The organism is Ancylobacter radicis (assembly GCF_018449475.1).
GTDB lineage: Bacteria > Pseudomonadota > Alphaproteobacteria > Rhizobiales > Xanthobacteraceae > Ancylobacter > Ancylobacter radicis.
Genome location: NZ_JAHCQH010000014.1, coordinates 286,909 through 301,496 on the forward strand (window position 1 = coordinate 286,909; position 14,588 = coordinate 301,496).

Here is a 14,588-nt window from a genome sequence, read left to right on the forward strand (position 1 = left end):
AATGGACGCGATGACCGACGGGCTCTCCGCCGAGGCCGCCGACATGAAGGCGCGGGTGAACGAGGCCAGCGCCTTTCTCAAGAAGCTCGCCAATCCCGACCGTCTGCTGCTCGCCTGCGCCCTGCTGGAAGGAGAGCGTTCGGTGCGCGAAATGGAAGACCTGCTCGGCATTCGCCAGCCTGGCCTGTCGCAGCAGCTTGCCGAACTGCGCGCCGCCGGGCTCATCGTCGGGCGCAAGGAGGGCAAGCAGGTGTTCTACGCACTCGCCGACCCGCGCGTGAAAACCTTCATCACCACCATGCACGGGCTTTTCTGCGCACCGTCGGGAACGGACGGCAAGGAACAGACATGACCGCCTTCACCCCGTTGACCTCCTTTGCCGGAGGGCTCCTCATCGGCCTTTCCGCCGTGCTGATGCTGGCGCTGGAAGGGCGCATCGCCGGCATTAGCGGCATTGCCAGCCGCCTCTTCCCGCCCTGGCGCGACGGCCTGCTGCCGGGTCGCCTCGCCTTCATCGCCGGGCTCGTCGCCGCGCCCTTTCTGGTCGCGATGGCGACCGGACAGGAAGTGGTGCAGACCGTCTCCGCGCAGCCGCTGCTGATGGGTGTCGCGGGCCTTCTGGTCGGCTTCGGCTCGGTCTGGGGCTCGGGCTGCACCTCCGGCCATGGCGTGTGCGGTCTCGCCCGGCTCTCGAAACGCTCGATGGTGGCGACCGCGGTGTTCATGGCGGCGGGCTTCCTCACCGTTTTCGTCACCCGTCATGTGATCGGAGGCTGAGATGCGCGCGCTGACCTCGATTCTCGTCAATCTCGGCATCGGCCTCATCTTCGGCGTCGGGCTTGTCATTTCCGGCATGAGCAACCCGGCCAAGGTGCTGAACTTCCTCGACCTTGCCGGCACGTTCGACCCCTCGCTGGCCTTTGTCATGGGCGGCGCGGTGCTGGTCGCGTTCATCGGCTTCCGGCTGGCGCTGTCCCGCCCCGCGCCGCTGCTGGCACCGCGCTTCCAGCTTCCGACGCGCAGCGACATCGACGCCAGGTTGATCGTCGGGCCGGCGCTGTTCGGCATCGGCTGGGGGCTCGGCGGCTTCTGCCCCGGCCCGGCCTTCACCGCGCTGGGCCTCGGCGCGACCGGCACGCTGATCTTCGTCCCGGCTATGCTCGCCGGGATGTGGGCGGCGCGTAGCCTGGAGCTTTCTCGGTGAACTCCGGTTCACCGAGAAAGCTCTAGCTTATTGTTCTGACGCATTTTCTTCACGCGAACCGGAATCCACTTCGCTCGAAAATGCTCTGGCGACAGGGCCGGCTGACCCAACGGCGCCCGCCCCACAGCAAAACGGCCCGGCCTCGCGAGAGACCGGGCCGTTTTACAGGGGATGCAGGTACGCCTATTCCGCCGGAGCCGGGTGCGGGCGGGCGATGCGGTCATCCTCGGCGGCGAGGTCGGACACATCCTCCGGCAGCTTGCCGGCGAGAGCCGCCTTGAACTGCGCGGCGTCGAACTCGCCTTCCCAGCGGGCGACGACGACGGTAGCGACCGCGTTGCCGATGAAATTGGTGACGGCGCGGCATTCCGACATGAAACGGTCGATGCCGAGGATCAGCGCGAGACCGGCCACCGGCACGGTGGGCACCACCGACAGCGTCGCGGCCAGCGTGATGAAGCCGGCGCCGGTGATGCCGGCCGCGCCCTTGGAGGAGAGCATCGCCACCAGCAGCAGCAGCACCTGTTCCTGCAACGAGAGATGGATGTCCATCGCCTGGGCGATGAACAGCGCCGCCAGCGTCATGTAGATGTTGGTGCCGTCGAGATTGAAGGAATAGCCGGTCGGCACCACGAGGCCGACCACCGAACGCTTGCAGCCGGCGGCTTCCATCTTCTCCATCAGGCTCGGCAGCGCCGCCTCCGACGAAGAGGTGCCGATCACCAGCAGGATTTCTTCCTTGATGTAGCGGATCAGCGCGAGGATCGAGAAGCCGTTATAGCGGCACACCGCGCCGAGCACGCCGAGGATGAACACCGCCGCGGTGAGGTAGAAGGTGGCAATCAGCATGGCGAGGTTCGCTACCGAGCCGATGCCGTATTTGCCGATGGTGAAGGCCATCGCCCCGAAGGCGCCGATGGGAGCCGCCTTCATCAGGATGGCGACCAGCTTGAAGATCGGCGCGGTTAGGTTCTGCAGAAAGTCGGTGACCGGCTTGCCGCGCTCGCCGACCATGGCCAATGCCGTGCCGAACAGCACCGAGAAGAACAGCACCTGCAGGATGTCGCCGGAGGCGAAGGCGCCGACCACGGTGTCGGGAATGATGTTCTGCAGGAAGCCGACAATGCTCGCGTCATGGGCCTTGGCGGCATAGGTCTGCACCGCCTTGGCGTCGAGCGAGTTCGGGTCGATGTGCAGGCCCGTGCCCGGCTGGATGACATTGCCGATGATAAGGCCGACGATCAGCGCCAGCGTCGAGAAGCACAGGAAATACAGCATCGCCTTTCCGGCGACGCGCCCGACCTTCTGCATGTCGCTCATGCCGGCGATGCCGGTGGCGACGGTGAGGAAGATCACCGGGGCGATGATCATCTTCACCAGCTTGATGAAGGCGTCGCCCAGCGGCTTCAGCGCCGCGCCGGTCTCCGGCCAGAAATGACCGATGGTCATGCCGAGCGCGATGGCGAACAGCACCTGGAAATAGAGCTGCTGATAGAATTTCTTGGGCCGGGCGGGCGTCGTGCCGGCAGGGATCGCCGTCGCCGGCTGCATGATGGGCGCCATGGTTTCCTCCGAGGGGTCGTGGCTTGTTGTTGATCTTGGCGAAATAGCGGCTCCCTTCAGCAACGCGCGTGCCAGCCGATGTGACCTCCGAAAAGAGACGACAAGACAGAGGGTTAGAAGTGAGTTCCGATCTTTTTGGATGACAGATCGTGCGAAAAACCGCACGGCTCCCTCTTGCGATGTGCGGGAAGTCGCGCAAGATGGGGCATGAGTTTGGTCCCGCCGCCCACGCCTGAACGCGCCGTTCAGCGCCTTCCATCCCCTGCCCCGTTCTGGCCGTGGCTGGCGTTTGCCGCGGTGGCGCTGGCGCTCTCTGTCGCCGCTTTCGTCGCGGCCGCCGATATCGGGCGCAGCCGGGCGGTCGCCAGCGAGCGGGCGGCGGCGGAGAACGCGGCGACGCTGGCTATCGCGGTGCTGCGCGGCGAGCTGGAGAAGCAGCGCGCGGTGCCGCTCATCCTCGCCCGCGACCCGGATGTGCGGCGGGCGCTGGACGGGGGCGACCCGCACGCGATCGACACCAAGTTCGACGCCATCGCCGGCGAGACCCGCGCCTCGGTGATCTATCTGCTGGACCGGCGCGGCGTCGCCATCGCCGCCTCCAACTGGGACGAGCCGGCCAGCTTCGTCGGCAGCGACTATTCGTTCCGCGACTATTATCTGACGGCGATGGCGCAGGGGACCGCCGAGCAATTCGCGCTCGGCACGGTGAGCAACCAGCCGGGGCTCTACATTTCCAGCCGCGTCGACGGTCCGCAGGGGCCGCTCGGCGTTGTCGTCGTCAAGGTCCAGTTCGACCGGGTCGAGGCCGACTGGAAGGCGCTGGGCGGCCAGATCTATGTCGCGGATGCGCGCGGCGTGGTGCTGCTGAGCACGGTGGAGGCCTGGCGCTTTCATGTCGAGCACGCCCTCTCCCCCGCCGCGATTGCCGATATCCGCCACTCGCTCCAGTTCGGTGCCGCGCCGCTGGTGCCGCTCCCCTTCACGCGGGCGGGCGAATTGCTGCGGGCGGGGGAGGTCGCGGGCCGTTTCGTCGATGCCCGCATCGCCGTGCCGACCACCGGCTGGTCACTCGACGTGCTGCTGCCGGTCGATCGCGCCATACGCAGCGAACAGGCCCGGCTCCAGCTCATCGCCGCGCTGCTGCTGATGCCCGGCCTCGGCCTCGCGGCGGAGCTGATGCGCCGGCGGCGCCGGGCGCAGGCGCGCCTTCTGGCGGATGCGCAGATCAAGGCCGAGCTGGAACAGCGGGTGGTTGCGCGTACCGCGGAACTGGCCGGCGCCAATGCGCGCCTGACCGAGGAGATCGCCGAGCGTGCCCGCGCGCAGGAGCGGCTCTCCGATGCCCGCGAGGAACTCGCCAAGGCGAACCGCCTCGCCACGCTCGGTCAGGTCACGGCCGGTGTCGCCCATGAGATCAACCAGCCGCTCGCGGCCATGCGCACCTATGCCGAGAATGCCCGCGCCTTCCTCAAGCGGGGCGAACCCGCCGGGGCGGAGGGCGCGCTCGGCCGGGTGGTGGGCCTTACCGAGCGGATCGGCGCGATCACCGAGACGCTGCGCGGCTTCGCCCGGCGCGGCGATGGCGTGGTCGAGCCGACCCCGCTCTCCGACGCCATTGCCGGCGCGCTGATGATCCTTGACGCGCCGCTGCGCCAATCCGGCATCCGCCCGGTGCTCACTGCCGTACCGCCGGATCTCAGGGTCATGGGCCGGCGGGTGGAGCTGGAGCAGGTGCTGGTCAATCTCATGCGCAACGCCATCGAGGCGCTGGCTTTGGTTCCGCCGGCCGACCCTACCGCCCCGCCGCTGGTGCTGGGCGTGCGGGCCGAGGAGGAATTGGTGATCATCACCGTCGCCGATCGCGGGCCGGGCCTGAGCGAGCAGCAGGTGGCCGATCTGTTCACCCCGTTCCGCTCCTCCAAGGCCAAGGGCCTCGGGCTGGGGCTGGTGATCTGCCAGGACATTGTGAGCCGGTTCGGCGGCACGCTGACCGCCGCCTGCCGGCCGGGCGAGGGCTGCGTCTTCACCATCGCGCTGCGGAGGGCGCCCTGATGAGTCTGATCGACCTCTCAGCCGTCGACATTGCCTTTGTCGATGACGATGAAGACCTGCGCGACGCCAATGTGCAGGCGCTGCAACTTGCAGGGTTGCGCGCCGCCCCGTTCGCCTCGGCGATGGAGCTGCTGGAGCATCTGCGGCCCGATTTCGGCGGCGTCGTGGTCACCGATGTGCGGATGCCCGGCATGAACGGGATCGAGCTGTTCCGCCATATCCGGGCGCTCGACGCCGATATTCCCGTGGTGATCATCTCCGGCCATGCCGACATCGCCATGGCGGTGGAGGCGATGACCGAAGGCGCCTACGACTTCATCGCCAAGCCCTATGCCGGCGAGCGGCTTGCCGAGACCGTGCGGCGGGCGCTGGAGAAGCGCAGCCTCGTCATGGAGAATCGCCGGTTGCGCGTCCTGGCGGCCGGCGACGAGAGCGAGAGCGCGCTGATCGGCGAGACGCCCTCCATCGTGCGGCTGCGCCAGATGATCCGCGATCTCGCCGATATTGATGTCGACGTGCTGGTGCTGGGCGAGACCGGCACTGGCAAGGAGGTGGTGGCCAGTCTGCTGCACCGGCTGGGGCGCCGTCGCGGCCGGCCCTTCGTCGCGCTCAATTGCGGGGCGCTGCCGGAGAGCGTGATCGAAAGCGAGCTGTTCGGCTATGAGGCCGGCGCCTTCACCGGCGCGCAGAAGAAGCGGATCGGCCGGATCGAACATTCCAGCGGCGGCACGCTGTTCCTCGACGAGCTGGAGAGCATGCCGGTGAGCGCGCAGGTGAAGCTGCTGCGCGTGCTGGAGGCCCGCGAGATCGCCCCGCTCGGCTCCAACGAGCTGCGCCCGCTCGATCTGCGCGTGGTAGCGGCCACCAAGACCGACCTTGCCGACCCGGCCGCACGCGGCGATTTCCGCGCCGACCTGTTCTACCGGCTCAATGTGGTGACGATGCGCATTCCGCCCCTGCGCGAGCGCCGGCGCGACGTGCCGCTGCTGTTCGCCCATTTCGTCGCCCGCGCCGCGCGCAAATATGGACGGCCGCCGCCCAAGCTCGGCCGCGCCGTCGAGCGCCATCTGGTCGAGAATGACTGGGCCGGCAATGTGCGCGAACTCGTGCATTTTGCCGAGCGGGTGGCGCTGGGGCTCGACGAGGCCGCCCCGCCGGTCGGCGCCGCCACCGGACGGCCCGGCCAGAGCCTGCCGGAGCGGCTCGGCGCCATCGAGGCAAACCTCATCCGCGAGGCGCTGGAGCGCCATGGCGGCGACGTGCGTGCGACCATCGAGGCGCTCGGCATTCCCCGCAAGACCTTCTACGACAAGCTCGCCCGCTACGGCATCGAGCGCGCGGCCTATGAGAGCGAGCGATAGGAGGTGCGGCGCGCGGCCGAGATGCCCGGCGCGCCGCTCTCCAGATCAGGCCAGTCCTTGCACCCTGGAGGGTCGCCTGAGCCATTGCAGCACCAGTACCGGCGCGATCAGGGCCAGACCGAGCAGGGTCGAGTAGAATTCGGGCGCCACCAGAAGCAGGGCCGCACTGATCAGCACCATCCGTTCCCAGCCGCGCAGCCCCGCCAGCATCCAGCCGGAGATACCGGCACCAAGGCAGGTGATGCCGATGACGCAGCCGGTGAAGGCGAGAACGAAATCGGGCCAGTTGAACCCCTTCGTCACCAGCAGCAGCGAGGGGGAGAACACGAAGACGAAGGGCACTAGCACCTTGCCGAGGCCCAGCCGGAACGCGGTGTTGCCGGTTCGGAACGGATCGGCATTCGCCATGCCGGCCGCCGCATAGGCGGCGAGGGCCACCGGCGGCGTGATGTCCGCCAGCACGCCGTAATAGAACACGAAGAAATGGGCGACGATCGGCTCTACCCCCAGGAGGCCGAGCGCCGGGGCAGCGATGGTCGCCATGATGATGTAGTTGGCGGTGGTGGGAATGCCGCAGCCCATGAGGATGCAGACAATGCCGGTCATGATCAGCGTGAACAGCAGCGTCAGCGTCTGCGGCGCGGCGAGCATCACCGGCAGGATGTCGGTCGCCCAGGCCGCCATGGCGGTGGCGGTGGAGGTCACGATGAAGGAGACCTTGAAACCCACACCGGTGAGCGTGACCACGCCGACCACGATGCCGACGGTCGCCGCCGCCGCACCGACCGCGAGGGCGTATTTGGCGCCGTCGCGCAACCCCTCGGCGATGTCGGTCAGGCTCATGCGGTTGCGCGGGTTCAGCAGGCCGACCGCGACGCACAGGGTGATGCCCCAGAAGGCGGCGAGATAGGGCGTATAGCCCATCATCAGCAGCGTGATCAGCACCACCAGCGGGATGGCGGTCGGCCAGTCGCGCTTCAGGGCCGCCTTCACATCCGGCATTTCGTGCGGTTCGAGGCCCCGGAGGCCGTTCCGCTTCGCCTCGAAATGCACCTGGATGAAGACGCCGAAGAAATGCATGAAGGCGGGGACGATGGCCGCCAGGATGATCGTCGTATAGGGCAGGTTGAGGAACTCGATCATCAGGAACGCGGCGGCGCCCATGATCGGCGGCGTGATCTGCCCGCCCGTGGAGGCCGTCGCCTCGACCGCCGCGGCGAAGTGGCGCTTGTAACCGAGGCGGATCATCGCCGGGATGGTGAGCGAACCGACCGTCACCGTATTGGCGACCGACGAGCCGGAAATCATGCCGAACAGCGCCGAACCGAAGATCGACACCTTGGCCGGCCCGCCGGCATAGCGCCCCGCGATCCACGCCGCGCAGTCGAGAAAGAGCTGGCCCAGCCCGATCCGGGTGGCGAACACGCCGAACAGCACGAAGTGGAAGACGTAGGTCGCCACGACGCCGAGGGCGACGCCGTAAATCCCCTGCGTGGTGAGATAAAGATGGTCCACGAGCTGCGGGAAGCTGGCGCCCGGATGCACCAATATCCCCGGCATGTAGGGCCCCCATATCGCATAGGCCATGAAGACGAGGGCGATGATCGGCAGGGGCACGCCGAGCGAGCGCCGCGTGGCTTCCAGCAGCGCGACGATGAGCAGGCCGCCCAGCACGACATCGAGCGTCGTCGGGTTGCCGACGCGGAAGGCGAGATCGTCGAGCGGGATGAGCGGAATATGCATCACCGCGACGACCGCCGTGGCGGCCAGCAGCCAGTCCGGCAGGGCGATGCCGAAGGGGCGCAGCCAGCCCGATTGCGCCGGCTGCGCATAGCCCCGTTTCGAGAACGGGAACACCAGGAAGACGAGGCCGAGCACGAAGGACAAATGAATGCCCCGGTGCATCGTCTCCTGCAGGAGGCCGAAACCGGCCGTGTAATAGTGAAACAGCGACAGCGCGATCAGCAGGCCGCCGACCAGATAGCCCACTCCCGGCGCGAGCGGCCGGAAGCGGATTTCGGGGTCATAGACCTCCTCCAGCTCGCGAATCCGTGCCTCGTCGAGTTCGAGGCCCGGATTGGCGCCGGTGGGGGCGGATGGTTCGTCACGAACAGCCATGTGGGCGACGCTGGACGCGCGTTACTTCAGCACGCCCGCTTCCTTGTAGAAGCGTTCCGCACCCGGATGCAGCGGGATGCCGAGGCCCTTGGTGGCGTTCGGAAGCGTGATCAGCTTGCCCTTGGCGTGACCGGCGTCGAGCGAGGCGCGCGAGGCGTCGTTCCACAGCACCTTGACGATGTCGTAGACGAGCTGGTCGGGCTGCTTGGTGCTGGTCAGCCACTGCGCATTGACCGAAATGGTCTCGGTCGCGCCGACGCCCTTATAGGTATCCGCCGGCACCTTGTCCTTGGCGAAGAACTGGTACTTGGCCAGGAGCTGGTCCACCTCGGGCCCGGTAATCGGCACGAGTTCGATGCCCGAGGACGAGGCGAGTTCGGAAATGGCGCCGGTCGGATAGCCGCCGACGAAGAAGAACGCATCGAGCGCCCCGTCGCGCAGCCGGTCGCCGGCGGGGCCGGGCTTGAGATATTCCGGCGTGATGTCCTTCTCGGTCAGACCATAGGCGGCGAGCACGATGCGCGCGTCGACCAGCGTGCCGGAGCCCGGCTCGTCGAGAGCCACGCGCTTGCCCTTGAGATCCTTGACCGACTTGATGTTGGCGCTCTTGGCCGCCACGAGATGGATGGTTTCCGGGTAGAGGGTTGCGATGATGCGCAGATCCTCGACCTTCGGCTTGCCCTCATAAAGGCCGGTGCCGGTATAGGCCCAATAGGCGACGTCCGACTGCGAAAAGCCCGATTCGAGCGAGCCGGACTGAATCGCGTTGACGTTGGCGACCGAGCCATTGGAGGCGACGGCGGTTGCCACCAGCCCCGGCACGCCCTTGTCGCCATTGGCGGAGATGGCGTTGGCGATCAGGCCGCCCACCGGATAGTAGGTGCCCGCCGTGCCGCCGGTTCCGATGCGGAAGAAGGCCGGCTGCTGGGCCATGGCGAGGCCGGTCATGAGCGCGAGGCCGGCGAGCGCCGCGGTCAGTTTCGATCCCTTGCTGAACTTCATGAATTCGCCCTCCTGCCACATCAAAGCGCCAGCATGGGCGAGTCCGCCGGCCTTGTCGATCCGCGACCGCCTCTGCTTTTGTCGTATACGCCCCATCTTGCCGCGCGTGCCGGCAGGCCGGGCCTCAGAAGCGCAGACGAAGGCTGGCATTGAACCCGTTGTCAGACAGGCCGCCGCCAAACGCACCGGAATAGGACACGGCCAGACGGGCGGCCGGCGAGAGCTCGACGGAAAGACCACCTTCGAGCACAAGCGCGTCTTCCGTCACCGGGACGCCGGTGATCGAGAACGGCGCGCTGCCCTCAAGGCTCATCGACATGGCCTGGTCCGTGTCGCCGAAGGCGTGGCGCCAGCCGGCCATGCCGGTCAGTTGGCCCAGCCGGGAGCCGAACGGCACCTCGATGGCGGCGCGCAGGCCCAGCGTGGTGAAGGTCACCCCGGCGTCGTAGCCAGCGCCGGTCAGCGCCGCCTCCCCTCCGCTTTCCGCAAAGCTGCCGCTGGAGGCATCGACATAGGCCAGCCCGGCGAAGGGCTCCAATACCGCCGAACCGAGCGCCGTCTGGTCCAGCGTGAGGCGCCAGCCGGCTTCGGCGAAGATCTGTGCCGTGTGACCGTCATAGTCACCCTCCAGCCGTTCGGAAAAGCCGGGGAACGAGACCTGCCGCGTCGTATCGACCGACTGGTGGGTGTAGGCCGCGCCGAGCCGCACCCCGAGCGCACCGAACTGGCCGCTGCCATAGAGGCCGACGTGAAGATCATCGCTGTCGGCGGAGGCGCCCGAGGCGGTTTCGCTGCTCTGGCCGAAGCCGACGAAGCCACCCCAGCGGAACGTCTCGCCCGCCGGGCGATCCATGCCGACCAGAAAGCCGCCGATCGTGCGGTCGAAGCCGGCGGCGTTCGACGTGCCCTCGAACGTTCCCCATGATCCGTAGGCCTGTCCCCACAGGGTCGCTCCCGTCTCGCCGGCCGTCGAGGCGATGACGCCGTCCGCGCGCGCGCCCTGATCGGCCTGCTGAAGTCGCGTCAGAACGGCATCGCGCACGAAGCGGCTGTCTTCCAGGGCGGCGTTCTGGAGGCTGGGATAGAGATCGCCGGACAATTGGTTGAAGGCGATGCGCGCGTCGGAATCGGTCATTTGCGAGCCGACAGCATCGTGCAGGTAGCTCCCGGTCGGCAGGCCGTCGAGCGCCACGGCGACGGCTATCTGGTTCGGTGTCACGGCGGCGGCGGTAAAGGCGCGGTCCTGATACACGTCGAGATACACGCCCGATCCGTCCGCCGACGCCTCCACCGCATAGAAGGCCGAGATCGAGTTGTCGCCCACCAGCGTGTAGCTCCCGGTGATTCCGCCATCGGCGGTCAGCACGGTGAAGCGCGTGCCGATGGCCGTGACGCCGCCGAGGCCGGTAATGCTGATGAGGGCGCCATCGGCCAGCGTGGCGGTGCCCCCGACCGCGATGAGGTCGGCGGTGCCGCCGCTCACTTCCACCGCATAGAGCGCGCCCGCCGCCTGGGTGAAATCGCCGGCGACGCTCACCGTACCCACGGAATTGCCCGGCGCGACCGTAGCACCGGACTCCAGCGCCAGCGCCCCGACGCCGCCATTGCCGGCCAGCACGGCGCCATCTTCCACCACGACCCATCCGCCCAGCGTTCCCGCCAGCGAAAGCGTGCCCGAGGCGACGGTGGTGGTGCCGGTGAAGGCCGTGCCGTCGCCGGCATAGACCAGCGTGCCGCTGCCGGTCTTGACCAGCGTGCCGCTGCCGCTGAGCCCGTTGGCGAGCGTGCCGGTCTCCGACTGGTCGATCACCAGCGCGCCCTCATTGACGATCCAGCCGCTGCCGAAGCTGGTGGCGGAGCCGATCAGCGTGCCGCCATAGATGTTGGTCCCGCCGGAATAGGTATTGAAGCCCGATAGTTCGGTGACGCCGGCATAGGCATCGACCGTCAGTTCCCCGGAAAGATCGGCCATGAACAGATAGTCGCTCGCCGTATGGTTCAGCACCAGAACGGCACTGGCGCCGGCCTGCACCGCCACCGCTCCGCTCTCCAGCATGCCCGGCGCCGTTGCCGCGTCACCCGCCGCGCTGCCGATGACGATCTCGGCGGAGATGCCGGCATTGCCCTCATCATCGACGGTACCGACGGACACCAGATCGGCCGTGAGGGTGCCGCCAGCGGACAGGGTCAATCGGGTCGGGGTGACGCCGCCCAGCAGCAGCCCGCTGCCCGCGTCCAGCCGCGATCCGTCGCCGGTCACCTCGATCTCGGCCGTGCCGCCGAGCGCGTTGACGAAGGAGGCCGCGACGTAACCGCCATTCGCCACCTGCAACGTGCCCTGCCCGCCTTCGCTGGCGACCGACAACTCGCCGTTCACGGTCCAGCTTGCGCCGGCACCGAACACGCTGACATAACCCTGCGAGCCCGGACCGGTGCCGACCGTGGCGGCGCCGCTGACGAGCGTGCCCCCCGCATCGACCAGCACCTCGCCCCGGCCGCCAAAGCCGACATACAACTCGTTGGCGACCACCAGCGAGGCCCCGGCGCCGATCTCGACGTCGCCGGTGCTGCCGGCCTCATAGGCCACCACGGCGACATCGGCGCTGACCGACGCGCCATCGGCGATGCCCAGATCGCCGTCGCCGCCATCGCCGACATAGAGCACGCCGTCGGCGTTCCAACTGGAGCCTGCGCCGGTGACGTAGACCACGCCGATCGTGCCGTAGAGAGAGCCGAGGACGGCATCCCCGGAGCGCACCGTGCCGCCATCGGCGATCGTCAGCGAGCCATAGCCGAGATAGCCCACCACCACCGCATCCGAGGCCGTCCAGCTCGAACCGGTCCCCGTGACCTCCACCTCGGCCGGGGTTGTGAGGTCGTAGCCGATCAGCAGGTCCGAACTCGTCGCCGTTCCGCCATCATAGACGGACACGGCGCCGGCGGTGCGGACGAACACATCGCCGCTGCTGTCCCAACGCGCGCCAGCCCCGCCGACCTCCACCAGAGCGGGGGAGAATTCATCGCCCACCACCGCATTGGCATTGGACACCACCGCGCCGTCGGCGATGACAAGGGTGCCGGTCCCGCCGCCCGTGGCCACCGTCAGGTCGCCGGTGATGATCCATTGCGAACCGGCGCCCAGAACGGCCGCCTGTCCGTCGCTATTGGCATCGCCGATCAGCGCGCTGGTGGAGGTGACCACGCCGCCATCGGAGACGACCAGAGAGCCATCCCCCAGCGCGCCGACAGTGATGGCCCCGCTCGCCTCCCATCGCGAGCCAGTCCCGTCGATGGTGATGCTGCCGGTCCCAGCGCTTACGCCGTCGCCGATATTGGTCTGGCCGGAGGTCATCACCGCCCCGTCGAGCACCGAAACGGTGCCGTTGGTGCCGATGGCGAGCGTCCCGTCCACCTGGAATGCCGAACCGGAGCCGCTGACCAGCACCGTGCCGCTGGGTGCCAGCAGGCCGGCCACCACGGTGTCGCCGGTCGTGACGACGCCGCCATCGGTGATCGTCAACTGCCCGCCGCCAAGCTGTCCGATGGCCAGCGCGCCGGCATTGACCCATTGTGATCCGGCGCCGGTGACCGTCACCGCGCCGACGGCGCTCGAACTCGCCGCGCCCAGAATCGCGCTGTCGGAGGTGAGGAGCCCGCCCTGTTCCACCGTAATGCTGCCATCGGCATTGAACGCCAAAGTGAGGTCGCCGGAGGTGTTCCAGGCGGATCCGGCGCCGGAAATGGTCGCCGCGCCCGTCGCCCCGCTCCCCACCGTGCCGCTGCTGCCGGAGACGGCGGCGCCGGCCAGAATGTCCAGCGTACCGGCATCGCTGTCGCCCACCACCACGGCCGCGCTGTTCGACAGGGTCGTGCCCGGATCGGTGACAATAAGCGTGCCGGCAAGGCCACCCAGACCGATAGAGGTGTTGTCGTAAGCGGGCATCGCGCCCTGGTCGATCTGTACGGTCCCGGTGACGGACAGGTCCTGCGCCGGGGCGAGCCCGGCACCGAGGCACAGCGCCGGCAGGGAGACGGTGGCCGCCAGGACGAAACGTCCGGCCGAGTGGGGCGCGCGGGCGCGGCACGCCCTCTCATTATTGGACATCAAGACCCATCCATCCGCGTTCGAGCGACAGCCGGTTTCAGCGTTCCGCCTAACAGCTTGAGGAGGGGCCCGTTTGATCGTGCTTGCTATTGCGCCGCGATCAACCCGCGCTGATGCGCGCCGGCAACAGGGCGGTCACGGGGTGCAGGGCACCAGCAGGCTGACCTGAAAGCGCCCGTTCGCGCTCCACGGTGGCGCCCGGTACATTTCATAGGCGGGGGCTTCCCCGAGTGCCCGCCGGTTGCGCGGCAGCCACAGGGCGCACACGCCGAAGACCGCTTCGGGAATGAGATGGTACGGCCCGTCCACATTCAGCCGCACGAACGTGGCCTCGCGCGTCGACAGGCGGCGCAGCGGTGCCCGGAGCGGAGGGAAAGTCGTGTGCGTATCCACCACCGTGCAGTCGTAGCGGATCTGGCCGGGCGCGGTGAAGCCGGGATCGTCATAGAGGATGCCGACAGCGGTCATCGCCTCCAGCGGCAGGCCTGCCGCCTGAAGCGCCTCGGCAAAACGCTGCCAGTGGAACGGTATCTGCGACATCGGCCCGTGAAAGCGCATGCCGATGAGCGGCAGGGCGCCCTGCCGCACCGGCGCGGCCTGTTCGACCAGATCGACATGCAGGCGTCCGGGCTTCGGCGCCTCCGCCTGGGCTCGCGCCCGAAGACGGTTGGGCGCCATGGCGAACTGCCGGGCAAAGGCGCGCGTGAAGGCCGCCTGACTGGCATAGCCGCTGCGCAGCGAGGCCTCGATGATCGAGGTCGACGACCGGCAGATGAGAGACGCCGCATGGGCCAGCCGGGTACGGCGCACATAGGCGCCGAAAGTCTCGCCCATGAGTTCGGCGAACCGGCGATGAAAGTGGAACGGGCTCATTCCCACCCGCTCCGCCGCCACTTCCACCGTGCGGGGAGCGGAGGTGTCGCTCTCGATCCAGTCCAGTGTGGCCAGCAGGAAGTCTGCGTCCACCTGAGTTCGGGGCGCGGTCGGCCCCATCCCGCCACGCACCCCCGGCAGGTCAAATTCCCGGCTGGCGGGCGCCCGGGTAGGGTCGAGCCTCTCGCCCATACCGATATCGTCGCGCGTCAGCAGGTCGGGGCGTTCGAGGTGAAAATCAGAGGCCAAACGTCGACACCTCCAGGGCCCGCCGCACCGACGCCGGGACGGCGATTATCCTTGATGTCGC

At 68.2% G+C, this 14,588-nt stretch carries 10 protein-coding genes; 5 read left to right on the plus strand and 5 right to left on the minus strand.

Annotation, left to right across the window (positions count from 1 at the left end; genetic code table 11):
• Positions 1–10 precede the first annotated feature (10 nt).
• The 3 genes from KIP89_RS04580 to KIP89_RS04590 are packed head-to-tail and all read left to right on the plus strand — an operon-like array spanning position 11 to position 1,204.
• Positions 11–352, plus strand: a complete 342-nt coding sequence (locus KIP89_RS04580; RefSeq protein WP_213754507.1) for an ArsR/SmtB family transcription factor — start codon at positions 11–13, stop codon at positions 350–352.
• Entirely contained in the window at positions 349–777 is a 429-nt protein-coding gene (locus KIP89_RS04585) for a YeeE/YedE family protein (protein ID WP_213754226.1), read from the plus strand. The genes KIP89_RS04580 and KIP89_RS04585 overlap by 4 nt, the downstream gene beginning before the upstream one ends.
• Position 778: 1 nt before the next feature.
• Positions 779–1,204: a DUF6691 family protein gene (locus KIP89_RS04590; protein ID WP_213754227.1), complete on the plus strand. Its 426-nt coding sequence runs from the start codon at positions 779–781 to the stop codon at positions 1,202–1,204.
• A 183-nt stretch (positions 1,205–1,387) separates the two neighbouring features.
• Here KIP89_RS04590 and KIP89_RS04595 read toward each other — a convergent pair whose 3' ends face one another.
• A complete protein-coding gene (locus KIP89_RS04595; RefSeq protein ID WP_213754508.1) occupies positions 1,388–2,755 on the minus strand; it encodes a dicarboxylate/amino acid:cation symporter in 1,368 nt (455 codons plus the stop codon).
• Positions 2,756–2,974: 219 nt separating this feature from the next.
• Here KIP89_RS04595 and KIP89_RS04600 point away from each other — a divergent pair, with 219 nt between their 5' ends.
• Together KIP89_RS04600 and KIP89_RS04605 are read left to right on the plus strand one after the other, a co-directional pair.
• Positions 2,975–4,819 (plus strand): sensor histidine kinase, encoded by a 1,845-nt coding sequence (locus KIP89_RS04600; protein WP_213754228.1) that lies wholly within the window; start codon positions 2,975–2,977, stop codon positions 4,817–4,819.
• The gene (locus tag KIP89_RS04605; RefSeq protein WP_213754229.1) at positions 4,819–6,180 is read left to right on the plus strand and encodes a sigma-54-dependent transcriptional regulator; all 1,362 of its coding nucleotides are present in this window, start codon (positions 4,819–4,821) and stop codon (positions 6,178–6,180) included. The genes KIP89_RS04600 and KIP89_RS04605 overlap by 1 nt, the downstream gene beginning before the upstream one ends.
• Positions 6,181–6,225: 45 nt before the next feature.
• Here the strand turns inward: KIP89_RS04605 and KIP89_RS04610 are convergent, their stop codons facing one another.
• The 4 genes from KIP89_RS04610 to KIP89_RS04625 form a co-directional block, all read right to left on the minus strand.
• Complete coding sequence (locus tag KIP89_RS04610) at positions 6,226–8,298, minus strand: TRAP transporter permease (RefSeq protein WP_213754230.1); 2,073 nt, start codon at positions 8,296–8,298, stop codon at positions 6,226–6,228.
• 21 nt (positions 8,299–8,319) lie between these two features.
• Positions 8,320–9,300, minus strand: coding sequence for a TAXI family TRAP transporter solute-binding subunit (locus tag KIP89_RS04615; protein ID WP_213754231.1), 981 nt, complete (start codon positions 9,298–9,300; stop codon positions 8,320–8,322).
• A gap of 124 nt (positions 9,301–9,424) precedes the next feature.
• Positions 9,425–13,405, minus strand: a complete 3,981-nt coding sequence (locus KIP89_RS04620) for an autotransporter domain-containing protein (RefSeq protein ID WP_213754232.1) — start codon at positions 13,403–13,405, stop codon at positions 9,425–9,427.
• Between the two features lie 135 nt (positions 13,406–13,540).
• Positions 13,541–14,527, minus strand: a complete 987-nt coding sequence (locus KIP89_RS04625; RefSeq protein WP_250152192.1) for an AraC family transcriptional regulator — start codon at positions 14,525–14,527, stop codon at positions 13,541–13,543.
• Positions 14,528–14,588 lie beyond the last annotated feature (61 nt).

What these genes read in the sequence shown, in the direction of transcription:
- KIP89_RS04595 (WP_213754508.1), bottom strand. Translation starts at nt 2,755, where the DNA reads ATGCAGCCGGCGACGGCGATCCCTGCCGGCACGACGCCCGCCCGGCCC.
- KIP89_RS04620 (WP_213754232.1), bottom strand. Translation starts at nt 13,405, where the DNA reads ATGTCCAATAATGAGAGGGCGTGCCGCGCCCGCGCGCCCCACTCGGCC.
- KIP89_RS04580 (WP_213754507.1), top strand. Translation starts at nt 11, where the DNA reads ATGACCGACGGGCTCTCCGCCGAGGCCGCCGACATGAAGGCGCGGGTG.
- KIP89_RS04600 (WP_213754228.1), top strand. Translation starts at nt 2,975, where the DNA reads ATGAGTTTGGTCCCGCCGCCCACGCCTGAACGCGCCGTTCAGCGCCTT.
- KIP89_RS04610 (WP_213754230.1), bottom strand. Translation starts at nt 8,298, where the DNA reads ATGGCTGTTCGTGACGAACCATCCGCCCCCACCGGCGCCAATCCGGGC.
- KIP89_RS04585 (WP_213754226.1), top strand. Translation starts at nt 349, where the DNA reads ATGACCGCCTTCACCCCGTTGACCTCCTTTGCCGGAGGGCTCCTCATC.
- KIP89_RS04605 (WP_213754229.1), top strand. Translation starts at nt 4,819, where the DNA reads ATGAGTCTGATCGACCTCTCAGCCGTCGACATTGCCTTTGTCGATGAC.
- KIP89_RS04615 (WP_213754231.1), bottom strand. Translation starts at nt 9,300, where the DNA reads ATGAAGTTCAGCAAGGGATCGAAACTGACCGCGGCGCTCGCCGGCCTC.
- KIP89_RS04590 (WP_213754227.1), top strand. Translation starts at nt 779, where the DNA reads ATGCGCGCGCTGACCTCGATTCTCGTCAATCTCGGCATCGGCCTCATC.